At 35.7% G+C, this 18,065-nt stretch carries 15 protein-coding genes and 1 pseudogene; 5 read left to right on the plus strand and 11 right to left on the minus strand.

All coding sequences use genetic code 11. The annotated features are described in order from the left end of the window. Window positions 1–28 precede the first annotated feature (28 nt). Entirely contained in the window at window positions 29–640 is a 612-nt protein-coding gene (locus tag APF76_11325) for a hypothetical protein (GenBank protein KUO50294.1), read from the minus strand. A gap of 477 nt (window positions 641–1,117) precedes the next feature. On the opposite strand from APF76_11325, the gene APF76_11330 reads away from it, so the two are divergent. Further along, complete coding sequence (locus APF76_11330; protein KUO50295.1) at window positions 1,118–1,381, plus strand: hypothetical protein; 264 nt, start codon at window positions 1,118–1,120, stop codon at window positions 1,379–1,381. 252 nt (window positions 1,382–1,633) lie between these two features. Here APF76_11330 and APF76_11335 read toward each other — a convergent pair whose 3' ends face one another. Then, on the minus strand, window positions 1,634–4,345 hold the full coding sequence (locus tag APF76_11335; protein ID KUO50296.1) for a hypothetical protein: 2,712 nt from the start codon (window positions 4,343–4,345) through the stop codon (window positions 1,634–1,636). Between the two features lie 287 nt (window positions 4,346–4,632). Here APF76_11335 and APF76_11340 point away from each other — a divergent pair, with 287 nt between their 5' ends. Continuing rightward, complete coding sequence (locus tag APF76_11340; GenBank protein KUO50297.1) at window positions 4,633–4,824, plus strand: hypothetical protein; 192 nt, start codon at window positions 4,633–4,635, stop codon at window positions 4,822–4,824. Window positions 4,825–4,958: 134 nt separating this feature from the next. Here the strand turns inward: APF76_11340 and APF76_11345 are convergent, their stop codons facing one another. The 5 genes from APF76_11345 to APF76_11365 all read right to left on the minus strand — a co-directional run bounded on the left by APF76_11345 (window position 4,959) and on the right by APF76_11365 (window position 9,512). Next, a complete protein-coding gene (locus APF76_11345) occupies window positions 4,959–5,816 on the minus strand; it encodes a histidine kinase (GenBank protein ID KUO50388.1) in 858 nt (285 codons plus the stop codon). A 935-nt stretch (window positions 5,817–6,751) separates the two neighbouring features. Beyond that, on the minus strand, window positions 6,752–7,645 hold the full coding sequence (locus APF76_11350; protein ID KUO50298.1) for a hypothetical protein: 894 nt from the start codon (window positions 7,643–7,645) through the stop codon (window positions 6,752–6,754). Between the two features lie 375 nt (window positions 7,646–8,020). Next, window positions 8,021–8,242, minus strand: a complete 222-nt coding sequence (locus APF76_11355; protein ID KUO50299.1) for a hypothetical protein — start codon at window positions 8,240–8,242, stop codon at window positions 8,021–8,023. Beyond that, entirely contained in the window at window positions 8,242–8,823 is a 582-nt protein-coding gene (locus APF76_11360) for an AraC family transcriptional regulator (protein ID KUO50300.1), read from the minus strand. Before APF76_11360 ends, APF76_11355 begins: the two co-directional genes overlap by 1 nt. 14 nt (window positions 8,824–8,837) lie before the next feature. After that, on the minus strand, window positions 8,838–9,512 hold the full coding sequence (locus tag APF76_11365; GenBank protein KUO50301.1) for a hypothetical protein: 675 nt from the start codon (window positions 9,510–9,512) through the stop codon (window positions 8,838–8,840). A 448-nt stretch (window positions 9,513–9,960) separates the two neighbouring features. On the opposite strand from APF76_11365, the pseudogene APF76_11370 reads away from it, so the two are divergent. Continuing rightward, a pseudogene (locus APF76_11370) lies at window positions 9,961–10,617 on the plus strand. 308 nt (window positions 10,618–10,925) lie between these two features. Here the strand turns inward: APF76_11370 and APF76_11375 are convergent. Then, window positions 10,926–12,389 carry an amino acid permease gene (locus tag APF76_11375; GenBank protein KUO50302.1) on the minus strand — a complete coding sequence of 488 codons (1,464 nt, stop codon included), beginning with the start codon at window positions 12,387–12,389 and terminating at the stop codon, window positions 10,926–10,928. Between the two features lie 775 nt (window positions 12,390–13,164). Next, window positions 13,165–13,629 (minus strand): SsrA-binding protein, encoded by a 465-nt coding sequence (locus APF76_11380; protein ID KUO50303.1) that lies wholly within the window; start codon window positions 13,627–13,629, stop codon window positions 13,165–13,167. Window positions 13,630–13,971: 342 nt separating this feature from the next. Between APF76_11380 and APF76_11385 the strand changes: the two genes are divergently transcribed. Next, entirely contained in the window at window positions 13,972–14,670 is a 699-nt protein-coding gene (locus APF76_11385) for a PhoB family transcriptional regulator (GenBank protein KUO50304.1), read from the plus strand. Then, entirely contained in the window at window positions 14,648–16,693 is a 2,046-nt protein-coding gene (locus tag APF76_11390) for a histidine kinase (protein ID KUO50305.1), read from the plus strand. The genes APF76_11385 and APF76_11390 overlap by 23 nt, the downstream gene beginning before the upstream one ends. Before the next feature lie 73 nt (window positions 16,694–16,766). Here APF76_11390 and APF76_11395 read toward each other — a convergent pair whose 3' ends face one another. Together APF76_11395 and APF76_11400 are read right to left on the minus strand one after the other, a co-directional pair. Next, window positions 16,767–17,339, minus strand: a complete 573-nt coding sequence (locus tag APF76_11395) for an orotate phosphoribosyltransferase (GenBank protein ID KUO50306.1) — start codon at window positions 17,337–17,339, stop codon at window positions 16,767–16,769. Beyond that, window positions 17,333–18,055, minus strand: a complete 723-nt coding sequence (locus tag APF76_11400) for a hypothetical protein (GenBank protein KUO50307.1) — start codon at window positions 18,053–18,055, stop codon at window positions 17,333–17,335. Before APF76_11400 ends, APF76_11395 begins: the two co-directional genes overlap by 7 nt. Between the last annotated feature and the right edge of the window lie 10 nt (window positions 18,056–18,065).

Below are 18,065 nucleotides of genomic sequence, written 5' to 3' on the forward strand. Positions count from 1 at the left end.
CAACTCCTTCAAATGTCACTATTATTTGCTAATGCTTTTGTCTAAACAAGCTCATTATTCCAAATAAGTGATATGAATTAACAATATTTAAATACTCTCGTACTTCATTAAGATCTTTTGTTAGTTCTAAAATATTAAGTATTGTATTAATAAGATTTTCATAGATAATTACTATTACTAAATCCGATTTACTTGTACTTAAAATATTACTTTCTGCTACAGTATAATTATCTTTAATGAAACCCAAAAGAAAACCAATCAAATCTTTTTTAGCATGTTCATATTTTGTGCCTTGGTTTTTCTTGAGAAGGATTAAAATACGCTCACGATTCCCAACCATAAACTCAATAACTTCATTATTTATTAACCAAAATTGATCCAAATGTAGATTATTTTTTACTTTGAGTGCTGATATTTTATCCATTAATAGGGATTTAAAGGTATCCAATAAATCCTCTGGCATAATGGAGTAAAAAATTTCCTCTTTACCCTTGTAATATGTATATATATTTCCTACAGAAACACCAGCAGTTTCTCCTATGTCGGATATTTTAGTACCTCTATAACCCTTTTCAGCAAATACAATTAATGCAGCGGTGTCAATTCTTTGTTTGATTTCATCCTTCTTGTACTGAACCATAATCCCCCCATAAAAATGAATATAGTATTCGTTTTTATTATATGCTTATTTTAGCATTTGTAAACACAATATACCAGCTAATAAACAGGATTCTTTATTCAGGTGGAGTTTTGACTCCATCTGAATATTAGAAACCGTTATCCAGGGGCTTAGTACCACTTATCTCCCACTACGCCAGTAGTTCTAGCATTGTGATTTTTGCAATGCGTAGAAATACCAGTGCAGAGCAAGAGGCGGGGAGTCTTAGTGGTAGTTAGCCATCGGATAAAGTATCCAATTCCTACTCTTAAAAAAGTTTAAACCCCAGACAAAATATAAATTGCTGTTCCCGACATTACATCAGGAGCAGTAATTCATTGAATTCGACAAGGGGATCGGGGACCTGATGTCGGTAGGCTTCAGATACTTCTTAATGTTGCAGGATTTAACCCAGGACCTATAGATGGAATATATGGTCCAAGGACTCAAGCTGCAGTTTTGGCATTCCAACGTAGTGTCCGGGAAATTGAAGTTACAGGTATCGTAGATTTTGAAACATGGACGGCTTTAGGGGCTGAATGTGAACCTGGTCCTACTGTAGCGCCAGGAATAGTCAGATATACAGTAAGGCCAGGAGAGTCACTTTTTATTATAGCTGCCCGCTTCAATGTATCCGTACAAGAAATCTTGCAAGTCAATCCACAAATTACTAATCTTAATTCCATTCTTGCTGGTCAGGTTATTAATGTTCCTGTTAGATAACTTCCAAAAATAATAGTTTTGTAGGTTAATGAAATATGTCTACTACAAGTGAAGGACCGGGAATTTTTATAAAACGCCCGGTCCTTTATTTATTGTGTACGAAGGTTAAGTATTATTTTAGGAAAAAAATACCTTTTGATATAAACAGACCTAATTGATCGGTTTAGCTGTTTTATGTGAAATGCTGACATTCTAATTATCTTATAATAATATCTAGGCCTGCTATTGATAACAACGCAAAATGTCAATTTGTCAAGCCTGACCCCATTCCAATATTTCTATTAACAGTTTTACCAAATCAGGGTCAAATTGACTCCCAGCGCAGTTTTTGAATTCATCAATGATTTCTTTTTGCGATAATGGTGCCTTGTACGGTCTTCCATTGCACATAACTTCATAAGCATCCGCAATAGCTATTATCCTTGCCAATAAAGGTATTTCTGTTTTCTTAATTCCTCTAGGATATCCTGACCCATCCCATTTTTCGTGATGACATAAAATATCACCTGCAACATGAGCAAACTCTTCCGTTGAGCGCGTAATGCGGCATCCTATTTCGGGGTGCTTCTTTATAATCTCCCATTCTTCTTGCGTTAAGTTACCCTTTTTCCTTAATATATCCTCAGGAATATTTATTTTTCCTATATCATGCATACTGATTAAGAGATATAACCTAGACATCTCTGATTCAGGAAGTCCTAGTTTCTCACCAATTTTCATACCAATAAATTGCATTTGCCGTACATGACTCTCTGTTTCATGGCTTTTTTCTTCCAAAGTCTTTAAGATGGCTTTAAATAATACACTTTTTGCACTTTTACTTTCGGTGAGTTTATTCTTATACATAATGTATTCTGCTTCTTTCAATAACTCTGGAATATCTTTCTCTCCACTATTTTTGGTTGCAACACCTAAAGCCATGGAACAGGGGATATCTTCCACATATGTTTCGTTACACTTTTTAATAATTCTTTTGCATATTGCACCTACTTGGTTTGCAGATGTCTGGGGTAGAAGGATTACAAACTCATCCCCACCCCAGCGGGCAACAATATCTTCTTCCCGGCAAGACTTTTTTAAAACTTCAGCACTTTTTACCAGCATTTCATCCCCCACACTATGCCCATAAGTATCGTTTACAAGCTTGAGGCCGTTTAAGTCTGCCACAATGATGCTGAATGGCAACTGTCTATCAGTATCTAACCTACGAATCTCTTCCTCAAAAAAATTGCGGTTGTATAAACCAGTAACCTGATCGTAAAATGTTAGCTGAGTTAATTCACTTTCTAACCTTCCCCTTTTAATAGCACTTGAAATAATGCCTCCAACTATCTGCAGTATTAAAACATCGTTTTCATTCCATCGGCTCTCTGAGCAAACGGCATCAACACCAATAAAGCCTGTAACCCTATCCTCTACAATAGTTGGTACACAAATAAGAGACTGTATAGAATGCCGTTGAAACTCCTGCCTTTCTACATTTGCTTCAAAAGGTAGATCATCTGCTTTATTGATATGAACAGTTTTTTTGTTCATAATCTGCTCATACAACCACGGTAAGGGTTCCATAGGCTGATTCTGAGTTGCATCGGTTTTAGGTTTAACGCCCTCAGAACACCATTCGTATGTATTAGACATAATCTTATTATTAGCCGAGAATTCTAAAAGATAACATCGATTGGCATACATAACATTGCCAATCACCATAAGGACATCTTCAATGTCTTTGTGAATATGATTTAGACTTTTATTTAAAAAGCTGGTAGCCAATTGAGCTGCCAATTCCTGCCTTTGGGCCTGTTCAAACAAGGCCCTTTCCGCCTGCTTGCGGTCAGTTATATCAATAATCAACCCCTCTAGTGCTTCTATTTCACCTTCTTCATTATAAACGGGAACTCCCTGCTCCCAAACCCATTTTTCTTCAAGGTTAGCTGAACGAATCCGATATTCTACGCCAACTGGTTCACAGGAAGAAACCCCTTTTTCCCATGCTTTCCGTACTTGTTCATGATATTCTGGTAAAATTATGTCATTAAATGAAATGGACCGATTATAGAGAAGTTCTTCCTGCTTGTATCCAGTCAGTTCATGGCATCCTTGCGATACAAATTCCATAGTCCAATTACAGTCATAATGGCATCTGTATGACATGCCTGGTATATTTGACAGTAGTACTGATTTGCTACGTTCGCTCTCCTGTAATGCCTCCTCCGCCTGTTTGCGGTCAGTTACATTCTCAAAAGATACACCAACACAGTTTTTCGGTAAAGGAAAAGCCTTTATGGAAAAATGAACTTGAACATTTTTATGATCACTATAATATAGATTATCTAATTCTATTGAGTTACCAGTTCGAACAACATCAGCATATTTTTTTGCAACACCCATAGCACGCAATTTTGGATAAACTTCATCTATAGTTTTGCCAAGAACATTCTCCTTCTTTAAACCAGTATGCAAACTTGCAGAAGGATTCGTAAGAATCATCCTAAGAGATCTATCATCTTCAAGATTCTCTAAATGATAAACATGTAGACCAACTTGCATATTCTCGACGATATCCTGATATTGTGTAAGTTTATCCTCCGCTAGCGTTCGCTCAGTAACATCATGAAAAACCACAGCAAAATAACCTGGCTCATCACTAAAAGATGTAGCAGTATACCATTTATCTAGACACTCAGAATACTGCTGAAAACTAATGCTTTTACCTGTTACTGCTTCTTTACCGTAGGTAGTAATCCAGTCAAAGTTGGAATATTTGATCCCAGGTAATACGTTGGTAACTCTTTTGCCAATAATATTGACTTTTTTAAGTCCCATCATCTCTTGAAAAGCTAGATTTACATCTAAAATTACATAATCTATAGGCTGATCTTTCTTATCTAAAATAATCCTATGATAGGCAAAAGGGTTTGGAAGGCGTTCTAGCAATAAACGATATTTATCTTGATTGAGTTTCATATAGTTACCTCCAAATCTCAATTGTTATCTAGTCCCTGTTAGTTTTGTCAACCAATATTCAACATTAATTGTCATAGTTCCTTTATATTTCTTTCAAAATTATCAGATATTTTCATTTTCATTGCAAGATTAAAACAAAAATCAGCGAAAAAGCTGATGTTTGTGCCAAAAACCTCACTATTAAATAATAGCAGAGTTTTATAAATGGATATATTATCGTATGAGATACTTTTTAGTGGAATCTTAGATTTGCTGCAATTACACATTGTAAATTTGTCAGGGCATTAGTGAGGATTTTAAGGCAACAAGGATGTACTGTATGGATAGGTGACAGCTCCGGTGGCGAGATAGCTGGGATAGCACCTACTGCACTAAGCATGAAGGTGGCAGGATATGAAAAAGTAGCAAAAAGAAGTGCTATAATTAAGAACTTTGATAGTGAAGGTGTTGTCCCTGTATACCCTGAAAATATGTATTGATTGTATGTGCTGTCATGAATTATGTATGCACAAAGCTATAGATTTAAAAAAGAGAATTTCTTAGCTAGTATAGCAACAAGTCTTTACCGAGGAAGAGATAAATAGCAACGAATCCCAAAGGACAAAACACTTTATTAATATATATCAGAAAATTCAATATTAATTTTGTCGATGTTCGGAGTAAATTCATTACCTGGAATTTCTTGTTTATCTACCAGATCTGGTATTGTCTTGTCAGGAATTTCTATAATAAATTCGCTGCCCTTTCCTTGTTCGCATATAACCCTAATACTCCCATCATGCATTTCTACCAAAGATTTTACAATAGAAAGACCAATGCCACTACCTTCCCTACTTCTTGTTGTTGTCTTATCAACCTGTACAAACATTTCAAATATCCAGTCCTTCTTTTCCATGGGTATACCTATACCCGTATCCTTGACAATAATAAGTACTTTATTCTCTTTTTCATGAAGATTCACATATATGCTACCGCCCACAGGTGTAAACTTAACAGCATTTGAAAGTAAATTAAGCATTATTCTTTCAATTTTATCCGCATCACATGCAACTATCTTTTCTTCCACATCTGTGTCGAAAATCAATTCTATATCTCTATCTTGAATATATTTTGCTACGCCTAAGCAAATATCCTCTACAACTCTTACTATGTCCCAATTTTTCAGATTAACAGTAAAGCATTCTGCATCCAATTTAGTTATATCTAGAAGATTATTTATAATGCGTACCAATCTGTTAGAATTCTGCTTTATCACATTCATATAGTGGTTAACTTCTTCCTTTTTACTATTACCTGCAATGTCTTCAAGCTTAACCCTTATCATTTGTTCGGCTGAGAGTATTACATTAAGAGGTGTCCTAATCTCATGGGAAATATTAGCAAAAAAAGCTGTTCTCAATTTTTCATATTCTATAGCCTCATTTAGCTCAAGCGAACGATCCTTCAAAGCATCCTCAGTATCCTTATACATACTATTTAATTGTTCATTCATTTTCAGGATAGTTTTATTATCAAGATAGCCATTGACATATGAATTATAATTAATACTTGATACAAAAATTGCCAATGCTGTTAGTAGTGTTGAGAAAAAAATAACCTCTATCAAATAGTTCTGGTCATTTAAAGCTATTGAGGCTTTGCCGATGTAAATAACATATGGAAAAAGAAATATAAGATATCTCTCCCAAGGCGAAAGTATAACTATAGGGGCAATACAAAACATTGCAATGATATATGCAAATGGCTGCTGATTTATCAGTATATTATGATGTCCTATTACAGAACATACAACTAAAACTACAATACAAATGTATATATGCAACAACCTTGAGAATATTTGCTTATCAAAATACTTGCCTTTTATTCTGTAGAAAATTAAAAATACCATCGGTAGTAACAGCAATAATAAATGTAGTTTTGAAAAAGGCAGAAAAACATACTTATCCAAGTTCAATACCCTAAGAACAATAGTATTCAGGATTAGTAAGCTCAATACTACTATGATCAGGATATAACCAAGGGTCTTTTCCCGATTTAAATTTATTTCCAGAAGTTCTTGGGTTAACTCCTCTTTATACTCCTTCGGGATTAATATTGATCTTTTCATAAAAAAAGCATTTTTCAGGGATTTTGGCTGATTATTAAACATATATCACCTTTTAGTATAAAAATTTGAGAATTTACCTTTCTTGCTAGTCACTATTTGGAAAACACCAGCAAGGACATTTATGTGGCATAATTCTGCAAAATATTGTAATATTCCTCTATTATTGTAGGTGATTTTAGATATATTTTCCATATTTTTGAGTCCCGTTCAGATTATCAATGGGAGAACTTTAATAATTAAGGAAACCACCACTAATACTGAGGATCGGTATGGTTAACCAGTATGCTATTTCTTGATTTTTACCCATTAATTCTTCTCTCAACAGTTAACCCTTCATTGTATTTGATGACTAAATATAGACTGTGATAGTCTTTTCCAGGATTTACATCTATATGCAGGACTTTTACTTCTCTATCCGATAAATCAGCATCGTCAAAAAACCAGCGTTCCTGTGAAACATTGCCAGCATTTCTGGCCTCCAAGTATACTTCCTGCACTTTATAATAGCTGTCATCTGAAGCTGCCCAATGAAACATACCGCGAATATTGCCATTCTGCAATATGGTGATATCAGCATTGATTGGACTAAATATTCCATAGGTTATTTCCCACAGGTTTAGGCTAAGCACATCACTATTACGTATGCTCCCCTGTGTTTGCGAGGAAATGTAATATTCATATGATAACTCAGGCTCATCTAGTACTTTTTCTTCTACTTGTACCGAGTGTCCGTTGGAGGCCACACTACTTTCCTGACTAAACTGGAGATTTACAATGGGCTCTTTGGGAGGATCGATGGGTAATCTAACTGTAAAATAGCCGTTTGACTTTTTATCAGCCTCAATCTCTGTAAACTCACCTATATTTCCATCTCTGTAGTTGAAGGTAATCCTGCTATCTTCTTGATAATCTCTTAGCTGCCATTTGACCCTTACTACTGCTTCGTCTTTCGATAAATCCTCAACCTGAACTTGGGCAGGTGTCCACCATCTTTCCTGCTCTCTCATATCAGCAACGATTCCCCTAATCCCTGACACTTCATTTGATACCTGCATACTGATATTACTTATCTCACTCTGCAAGTAATTGATTCGGTTTTGCATTTCTTTCATCTTTGCTGAATTTGACATGCTAAGAAAGATAATAATTGCTAGACATACAAAAATTATTCTTCTGTCTCTTTTTTCAAACATTGAGCTACCCCCATTTTATGATCATAGAGCTTTATGGTTCTATAATAGTATAGACGAACAATCAAATGGAAAGTTGCATTAAAAAACTTTACAGTCATTTTAGTAGGGTGCGGCATCATCGCCTTTTAAGGCACCAGAAGCGGAACAGATGATTCAATATTATAAGTTGGAAAAGAAAATTACAGTTGGAGCACAATTTATCCGATGGCTAACTACCACTAAGACTCCCACCTCTTTACTGTAGCTTTGGCTGAACGAGTTCACTAGCTAGCCCTATAGCTCGAGCAGCATTTGGCACACCTATTTTTACAGCTATCTCTTTGTAAGCTACCGTCTTACCATAGGGTATTTTACAAAGACTTTCCCAAACTTGCTTCATAAAAGCCGTACCTTCAGGTGCAAGGGGCAGAAAAAATCCTTAATTTCACCTGAAAGATAGACCTTAAGCTGCCTAGCTGCTTCCTTCAAAATAGGTGTTTCGCATATGTTGAGAACTTGTGGTAAAGGCTCATTTGCAAAATGTAAATGAGTGATTTTTCCATCTTTTTCTGCTATACCAATTTCACCAACGACAGTATCATAGTAATAAATAGGCACTACCTTTCACCTCTGCCTTTTCTGTAATGGTTAGGGGTATAGCCAGTCTGCTCTTTAAAGCATTTATAGAAATTAGATAGGCTATTAAAACCTGTCATGTAGGCAATATCAAGAATTTTTACTTCTGTTTTTTCCATCAATTCTACCCCCTTAGTTATTCTTAATTTAGTAATATATTGTGAAATGGTAAGACTAGTATGATATTTAAACAATCTTGTCAAATGATTTCTGCTAATTCCCAGCTGTTTTGAAATATATTTTAAGTCTATTTGCTTATTATAATTTGCATTAAATATGCCTTTAGCTTTTTTAACTAGATCTAAATCCGGCTGAAAAGTTATTTGATCAGGACAGCACTTTTTGCATGGTCTAAATCCTTCTTCCATAGCCTTTATTGCGTGATCAAAGAATACCACGTTTTCACGAACAGGGGTTTTTGCTCTACATGAAGGACGACAGAAGATCCTTGTAGTTTTTACACCATAGAAAAACAGACCGTCATAGCTTGCATCACAACTTACAAGAGCTTGCCACTTCTCATTATTAGAAATTTGATTAGAAATTTGCAATAGTCTTTTCATTGCTCTCATCCTTATTAGTGGGCGTCTATGAAGCCTTGCAATTCATTATGCCATGCGTCAGGTTCAATAGTGCCAAGCGAAGTATTTTCATCAAACAAAAGATCAATTATATACCGTGGTTTTTTACCACCGATATGCATTGATTTTATACAAGAAACACAGTAAACTACTACATTATCACAAGGCATTTCTTTTGCACGTTTTTTCATCTGTCCTTTTGCCTTATCTATCTGATCCTTTGTCTGTTCTTTAGGTAATGCTCTGTAAAAGCTGTCCCCGCAACATACCGATTTGGTTCGAGTATTTGTGGGTTCAACAACTTTTATATTCATTCTTTCAAGGAGTTTTCTAATTGTTAAATGTACCCTTTCCTCTGTACGTGTAGGGCACGCATCATGTATAGTCATTTCTATACCATTATAATTAGGAAATGAAAAGGTTTTACTTTGGGCTAATATTTCCCAGAGTGATATGGTGGAAAATCCTTCATAAAGTTCTCTGTATCTTCTGTCACAGCCTGGACAGATATTGATGACCTGTGTTTTACTTTCAAGATTTGGTTCATGTCTGCAACATGTTAAGTGTTCATGTAGCTCTCCTAACTCTTTTTTCAAAAAATCTAATATTTTTTCAGCAAGCTCCGGCTTATAGATCATAAGTGCACAACCTGGTGCATAAACTTGTCTCAAGATTACCACTCCTCTAGTTACTATCACAATCCTATTTTACATGAAATACAACACTAATTCTTCCTACATTTCACCAAGTAATTTTTCCATTAAGAACAACCAGCAAAAATCAACCAACAAAACCTTCGCCAGTCAAAATACTCTCAATCACGATGACAATTTTCCTATGGCCTCTTCTGCACTTTCCAAGGGTACGTAGGTTTTATTTTTACCAGAATGAAAGTAGTTCTCCCCATGTGCTTTTTTCAAGCGGCATTTTGCAGAGAATGTTCTCATCTTTAAAAAAGCGATTCCCGCGTCGAACCCCTTATCTATACATAAACAAAAAAACCAGCCCCATAAGCTGATTTTGCGAACTCCTATCCGAGTTCATCCAACTATAACTATGTGTAACCTTTCAAGTATAGGAGAAACTAAAATATAGTGACACATTAGGAGGGCAATAACTATGATTATATTTTTTAAAGTACTGACTTTATATCTAATAGGCATTGCTACTATGAGAATATTAGGCAAGTCCACAATAGTACAAATGACACCTTATGATTTACTTGCTATTATAATTATTGGCACAGTTGTTTCAGAACCCTTAATTAGTACAGAATATGTGCCAACATTAATTTCTTTAGGAATTCTCACAGTATTACATATAGCTTTTGCACGGCTAACACTAACTTCTATGGGTAAAAAGCTATTCTTAGGCGAGCCTACTCTACTAATTAAAAGCGGTCAAATCGTAGAAGATAATTTAGAAAAGACAACAATATCCCTTGCCCAATTATTATCAATTTTAAGGAGCAAAGGATACCCCAAAGTGTCGGATATTGATTATGCAATACTTGAACCAATTGGAGAACTTAGTATTCTTCCCAAAGTGGAAAACACACCTATCACCGTTGGGCATATGGGTATTTCTATTATAGATAAAGGTTTACCAATTGCGGTAATTATTGACGGCAAAATCCAAGAACGAAATTTAGAATTGTTAAATCAATCCGAAAAATGGCTTCTTAGGCAGTTGAAGAAAAAGAGTGTTAAAATTGAAGATATTATATATGCCTTTGTGCCCGAAAGAACAAAAGAGCTAGAAATTAGTCTCCGTCAAGAAGCATCTCATGAAAATGCTAAGCCTAAAACTAAAACATCAATCATCAGTCTGATGAAAGTTGTATATTCAATTCTTAAAACAATTCGGAAGACATAATAGAGATATAACCAACATTTTTAAATGACCTAGCAATACCCTCTCAAATAGTAGTTTGTGGAGCTGGAATACTGTGTGGCACAATCCCATCGAAACCCTCTTTTGCACAAACAAAAAAACAGCTTATTTCAGCTGATTTTGTTTACATATTTGGTGGAGACGAGGAGAATCGAACTCCTGTCCGAAAGCCTTCAAACCAGTCCCAATTATTATTTCTGTTCTCTATCTTTTTCTGGTCGCTCAGGTAGGAATTCTTCTGAAAACTCCATATATGTTTGTGGCGTAAGAGTTTTTAAAGGAGTAATAGGTACCTCTTCAAGGGTCTTCCCTTTACCGTCAACATATCTTTTAGACAATATCTTCTTGCCAAGGAATATTCCTAAATAAAAGATAGTTAAAATCATTCCTGCCAGTAAACCGTATCCTTGTCCGGGAACTAGAGGCATGCTGAATATAATGCCAACTAGACTGATGATTGCTATCCACGAAGTAAATGGATAACCTGGTAGTTGACATTTCCCCTTAGGTGGGCAACCATTTTTCTTTCGAAATTTATGATGGGTCGCTAAAATAACCACATACGTAAAAAGAAGAGAAAATCCACCTGAACTAACTAGAAAAATATATACCTTTTCTGGCAAGACAAATCCAAAGAATAACCCTGCAAGCATCGCAGCACCAGAAAAAAGAATTCCTCTGTAAGGAATCTCACCTTTATCTTTTAGCCAATGTGGCGCATGTCCCTCGTCAGCAAGAGATCGTATCATCCGCCCTAGGCCAAACATAGCTGCAAGCATAGTAGAAAGGATTGCCGTTATAAGAACGATATTCATTACCCTTCCCGCCCAGCTTAAATTCCATGTGGTTAATGCCAATACCATTGGGCTTTTTTCTTCTGTAAGTTGATTAGTAGGGATCAGCGGCAAAAGGACGACTATGACTGCTATGTAAAGACCAACGAGACTGATTACAGTATAGTTTATAGCTCTTGGAACAATTCTATTTGGATCGTTTGTCTCAGAAGCAGCCAATCCAATGATCTCAAAACCAGCGTACGTAAACATAACTATAAGCATACTCCCAGCTATTCCTCCAATCCCACCGGGAAACAAATCGCTTTGTCGTAAAGCCCCCATTCCAACTTTTGGTACATCCAGAGCAATCCCCAAAATCAGGAAGGCACCTAAAATAATAAATCCAACAATGGCTAGAAGTTTAATCGCAGCCAAACCACTCTCCAGTTTAGTTAGCTTTTCAGCCCCCAGTAAATTTAGCAACGTAACCGCAACAATTATAATCGAGCCTATCAGTAGTAAAGAAACACCCGGTAACCATGCCCGAAGAAAAATCGATACTGCTGTTGCTTCACTAGACATTGCAAGTGCAATCCCTGTCCAATAAACCCACCCTACCACAAATCCCAACCCTGGCCCGTATGCTCTTTCTGCAAAGGTTCGAAAAGACCCTGGCGCTGCATCGGCTACTGTCATTTCTGATAAGGCAAAAAGTATAAAATATACTAAAACACCTCCAAGCATGTAGGAAATGACAACACCCGGGCCTGCTGCGCCGATTGCTACCGAAGATCCAAGAAAAAAAGAACCCCCAACCACCGTTCCCAATGCCATCATGGCAAGTTGTCCTGCTGATAATCCTTTTTGATGTTTTTTCATCATTACACCTCAATCTTATCTTTCCAAATAGTATCTGCAACTCGGGGTCTGACTACTCAACAATCAACATTTCTTTAAATATATCCCCACTTTAAGGGCATCCCTTTATTGAGGAAATTAGTATTCATGTGTCTCTGAAATGAAAAAACACCAAATTAATAAAATTCTAAATGGAAGAAATAAGGGATTTAAAGAGTTGGAGGAAGAAATACTGAAGCTAGAGAAAAATAGAATACAGGACGTGATTGTAGCAATTTTATAATGGACATCGAATCCCTCATTTTACACAAACAAAAAACAGCCCTATTTCAGCTGTTCCCATTTACATATTTTGGTGGAGGCGAGGAGAATCGAACTCCTGTCCGAAAGAGTACCCACAAGAGCTTCTACGAGTGTAGACTATAATTTGGTGTTTCGCCTCTCGCTGCGCCTATAGACAGGCTCAGCAGTCAGCTATCCCGATTTATTTCCCCAATTGACTATCAGGAGGTGGTCATTGGGTAGCCCGTTCATTTGACACCCAGGTCTTTCCCCACGGACTTAGGAAAGTTGGATGAGCTGCTATTAAGCAGCTAAAGCGTAATTATCTTTGCCAGTTAATTGGCTTTTCCACTGTTTAACGAGATCAAGTGGAATCTCGACTCGCTACTCATGCTCATACATCCCCCGTCGAAACCAGTACGCCCCCATGAATGAAATATTTACTATTTTATATACCCTATTATATCATAAAATCAACAATACTTCAATTTTCCTACCTAGTAATTGTCAAAAATTACATTTTTTGTCTTTCTCTTAGTGCTTTGGCAACTTGTCGCTCAGCATCTTTTTTAGCTAAGTCATCCCTCTTATCATATAGTTTTTTACCTTTTGCCAGGCCTATTTCTACCTTAACTCTATTCTTCTCATTAAAGTATAGTTTTATTGGAACAAGGGTTAATCCCTTTTCTCTAGTTTTACCCCATAAGCGCATTATTTCTTTCTTATGCATTAGTAGTTTTCTATCACGTACTGGGTCATGATTAAAATGGCTAGCCTTATCATATGGGCTAACGTGCATGTTAGACAGGATAAGCTCTCCATTTTGAATGTGAGCATAGCTATCCTTAAGATTGACTCTACCAAGCCGCATTGATTTTACCTCTGTACCCTGCAAGGCAATACCTGCCTCGAAGGATTCTTCAATGAAAAAATCATGGCGAGCTTTTCTATTATCTGTAATTACTTTTCCAAATGCCATTTAAACACCCCATTGTGAGTACTATCTCTACTTAATTACCCCTCCATAAGTTAGCCCTGTCAATGGATTTTTCCAAACCAGGGTCAAATGTAGGTAACATTTATTATATAATTATTTAATCAAAAATGTCAAGTTCTATTTCTTCCTTTCCTTGTAGCCGCACAGGAAAATTCCTTTAGCTATATAAACCTCGTAAGATGACTAGACAATTATTAAATGCAACAAATTATGTTGTAACTTTTTTCTTTCTTAAGAAAACTGTAAGAATTATGATAGTAGAATCTTAGAAAATATATGATATTATGCTAATGAGATATCTCAAAAGGGTTTAGGAGTGAAAACATGTACAATATTCTTGTGGTTGATGATGAAAAAGAAATAACAGATGCAATGGAGGTATATTTAAGGAACCAAAATTACAATGTTTTTAAAGCATATGATGGGCAAGGGGCACTTAGCATTTTTGAAAAAGAAGAAATTCACCTGATACTGATGGATATTATGATGCCAGTATTAGATGGTATCAAGACTACCATTAAAATAAGGGAAAAAAGTACAGTACCCATTATTATGCTCTCTGCAAAGTCAGAGGATATGGATAAGATTTCTGGTTTAAATATTGGAGCCGATGATTACATTACCAAGCCATTTAACCCATTAGAGCTATTAGCAAGAGTTAATTCAAATCTTAGAAGATACACAAATTACTCAAAAATTTTAACTAATGGCGCGACAGATGAGGAAAATATCATAAAGATAGGCGGAATCGATTTAAATGATGCAAATAAAGAAGTGCTTGTAGACGGCAAAGCTGTCAAAATAACCCCAATAGAATATAAAATTCTATATTTGCTGATGAGGAATCCCAATAGAGTATTTTCCATAGAAGAGATATATGAAAAGGTCTGGAATGAACCAGCATACAATCCAGATACAGTAACAGTTCATATTAGAAGGATTCGCGAAAAAATAGAGATTAATCCGAAGGAACCAAAATATTTGAAGGTGGTGTGGGGCATTGGATACAAATTCGAACAATAGGTTAACAGCTACTACATGGGGAACATTGCTAATCATCTTAATACTAACAGTTATCTCTGTAGGTATTTATGCACCTATAAAGGACTATGCTTTTAAGGATGATACGCAGCAATATCTAGAAAGTGACAATTTTGTCCTTACATTAACAGATTTAACAAGATACTTAAACCAACCAGAAGATCAGTCTTATTATCATAGATTTGAAAACTTAAAAAATATTAAGTACTATATTGGTCATGTGGATGCGGATGAAAATAAAACCAAAGTTATAAGTAATATATCACTTATATCAGATGATACTAACAGCAAGCTGCGGCAAGAGATAAACAACAGCCAGTTTTACTTGCAGGTAAAATTTGATGAAAAGGGTAATTCCACAATAGAAAGCTCACAAGGAAATGGATTTAATAAAGATTTTTTTATAAATAGATTATTAAGCCGAAGTGAAAATGGATTGGAAGAATATGCAAACTTAGAAATCGCTTATACAATACCGAAAAATATAGGTCAATATGATGATATTTTTACCTATGAGGTTAAATCATACAATTTAGTCCAATATATGATTTTGATTTTAACAATAGGTGCAATAAGCATTCTTCTGTTAACTGTTATAGCGTTTGCCATACCTTATTCTTCACAAAAAAGGGTTTCTATCATTAGGGTTTTTAATAAAATGTTTTTGGAACTTAAATTGTTAGCTTGGTTTCCTGGTCTCTTTTTAACATTCGGTATACTTCCAACCGGCTACAATCCTAATCGTGCTACTGACTATGTGCATATAATTTATGATGCTAATCAATATTTTTATTTAATTGGAATACCTGTGACATTTGCATTGAGTTTACTAATCTATTTAAGCATTTGCTATATCAAATATGTCTATAATGAAGGAATTAAAGAAGGACTGATTAAGAATAGTTTCATCGGTAAAGCATTCTTCTATGCAGTTGACAATATAAAGAAACTATCTGAACAGGTCATCGAGATCGATATGGCCAAGGAATATCATAAAAAATTCATGATGCTGTTGGGAATTAATTTGCTCACATTATGGATTATTGCCTCAGCTGGTGCTCTAGGTCTAATTCTGGCTATAGTTTATACCATCTTCTTATTTAAATATTTTATAAAAATGCTTGATAAGGTTAGGACCTTAAACTTTGCTACCAAACAACTGGCACAAGGAAACTTTGACATTGTCCTTGAGGAAGATTTCGGCATCCTAAACCCAATCTCCAAAAACTTAAGTAATATTAAAGATGGATTTAAAGTAGCAGTTGACAAAGAAGTAAAAAGTCAAAATTTAAAAAATGAGCTTATTTCAAATGTGTCACATGATCTTAAGACTCCTCTAACATCTATTATTACCTATGTAGATTTATTAAAAAATGAGGATACCACTAATGAGACTCAAAGGGAATATATCGATGTACTTGATAAAAAGTCTCATAGATTAAAGGTGCTCATAGAGGATTTATTCGAGGCAAGCAAGGCAAGCAGCGGCAATGTTGAACTCTATTTAGAAGAATTAGATATAGTAGCCTTGCTTAGGCAAACCCTAGGAGAACTAGAAGAAACGATAAATAATAGTTCCCTGGATATTAAAGTTAACGCGCCAGAAACCAAGATTATCTGCAAATTAGATGGCAAAAGAACATATAGAGTATTTGAAAATATTATGAGTAACATCTTAAAATATTCTATGCCAAATTCAAGGGTATATATCGATGTTTTAGAAAACGAAAAAGAAGTAAGCTTTATATTTAAAAACATTTCTGCCTATGAGATGAATTTTGATGCGTCTGAAATAACAGAGCGTTTCACAAGAGGAGATGAGTCCAGAACTACCGAAGGCTCAGGACTTGGGCTGGCAATAGCAAAAAGCTTGGTAGAACTACAAAACGGCAGTATAACCATAACTATCGATGGTGATTTGTTCAAGTTGATACTCAGCTTTAATAAGTCACCAGGAAAACCAGAAGGAATCGATGAAGCAGATAACAGTATTGCAGAAGCTTAATATATTCTCTCTCTTTTCAATCTTTACAGATTAAAAGCCAGGTTCATCACCTGGCTTTACTATTTAATTATAATTACTTTCTACTTCCCGGTTTTTCAGCAGTTGATCCGTCCTTACACATTGGACAATCTTCAGGCTTATAGGTTGGAATATCCAGTTCAAGAAGTGCTTTAAATGGTACTCCAAAGTCAGCCTTTCCACCACTTCTATCAATTAAGGAGGAAACTGCAACAACATCTCCACCCATTTCTTTAATAAGCTTGATTGCTTCCTTAGCTGAACCACCAGTTGTTACAACGTCTTCTACAACTAACACCTTTTGTCCAGGTTTTATTTCAAAACCCCTTCTAAATGCCATTTCTCCATCTGTTCTCTCTGCAAATATGCCAGGCACATTTAAGGCTCTTGCTAATTCATAGGCTATCACAATACCTCCAAGGGCTGGTCCAACAACTATTTCTATATCAATATCAGCTAGTTTTTCTGCTAATGCTTTACAAAGATTTTCAGCTTCCCATGGATAGCTTAAGACTAAAGCACATTGAACATATTTATCACTATGTAATCCTGAACTTAAAAGAAAATGGCCAGTTTTTAATGAATTAGTTTTTTTTAGAATTTCAATTATTTCTTCTCTTGTTAACATTTAAAACCCTCCTCCATTTCTTCAAGAACCTTTCTAGCAGCCTCTGCAGGATCATCTGCCCCAGTAATTGGTCTGCCAACTACTAAGTAGCTTGCTCCCTGGTTAATTGCATCTTTAGGAGTCATGATTCTTTTTTGATCTCCTGTAGCCGCCCAAGTGGGTCTTATTCCTGGACATACTGAAATAAATTCTTTGCCGCATGCATTCTTAATTTCTGAAGCTTCCTTTGGTGATGCCACCACACCGTCTAATCCAGCTTCCTTAGCAAGCTTTGCCCGAGCTATGACTAAATCCTTGACATCCTGTGTAATGCCAAGCTGCGATAAGTCATTTTGGTCTAGGCTGGTAAGAACAGTAACGCCAATTAGTAAAGGCTTTGGTTGTCCACCTACTGCTACCTGTTCTACAGCTTCTCTGGCACTTATCATCATTTGTTTTCCACCAGGAACATGCACGTTAAACATGAATACTCCCATTTTTGTTGCTTCTCTTGCTGCACCTGCTGCAGTATTAGGAATATCCATAAACTTTAAATCTAGAAATACCTTCCTGCCTTTTTCATGTAAGTATTCAACTACCTTACCTTTAGAGGCTAAGTATAGTTCTAATCCTACTTTAAATATTTCTACATCAGTCTCTAGCTTTTGGATCATGTCAATTGCCTTTTCCTTGGTGTCAAAGTCAAGGGCTACTATCAGCTTATCTTTTGCCTTCATAATATTCTCT

Origin of the sequence: Desulfitibacter sp. BRH_c19 (assembly GCA_001515945.1) — a bacterium.
In the GTDB taxonomy this organism is placed as follows: domain Bacteria; phylum Bacillota; class DSM-16504; order Desulfitibacterales; family Desulfitibacteraceae; genus Desulfitibacter.

Excerpts from the sequence above, each read along its gene's own strand:
- APF76_11325 (KUO50294.1), bottom strand. The coding sequence starts at position 640 with ATGGTTCAGTACAAGAAGGATGAAATCAAACAAAGAATTGACACCGCT.
- APF76_11335 (KUO50296.1), bottom strand. The coding sequence starts at position 4,345 with ATGAAACTCAATCAAGATAAATATCGTTTATTGCTAGAACGCCTTCCA.
- APF76_11345 (KUO50388.1), bottom strand. The coding sequence starts at position 5,816 with ATGTATAAGGATACTGAGGATGCTTTGAAGGATCGTTCGCTTGAGCTA.
- APF76_11350 (KUO50298.1), bottom strand. The coding sequence starts at position 7,645 with ATGTTTGAAAAAAGAGACAGAAGAATAATTTTTGTATGTCTAGCAATT.
- APF76_11360 (KUO50300.1), bottom strand. The coding sequence starts at position 8,823 with ATGAAAAGACTATTGCAAATTTCTAATCAAATTTCTAATAATGAGAAG.
- APF76_11375 (KUO50302.1), bottom strand. The coding sequence starts at position 12,389 with ATGAAAAAACATCAAAAAGGATTATCAGCAGGACAACTTGCCATGATG.
- APF76_11380 (KUO50303.1), bottom strand. The coding sequence starts at position 13,629 with ATGGCATTTGGAAAAGTAATTACAGATAATAGAAAAGCTCGCCATGAT.
- APF76_11385 (KUO50304.1), top strand. The coding sequence starts at position 13,972 with ATGTACAATATTCTTGTGGTTGATGATGAAAAAGAAATAACAGATGCA.
- APF76_11395 (KUO50306.1), bottom strand. The coding sequence starts at position 17,339 with ATGTTAACAAGAGAAGAAATAATTGAAATTCTAAAAAAAACTAATTCA.
- APF76_11400 (KUO50307.1), bottom strand. The coding sequence starts at position 18,055 with ATGAAGGCAAAAGATAAGCTGATAGTAGCCCTTGACTTTGACACCAAG.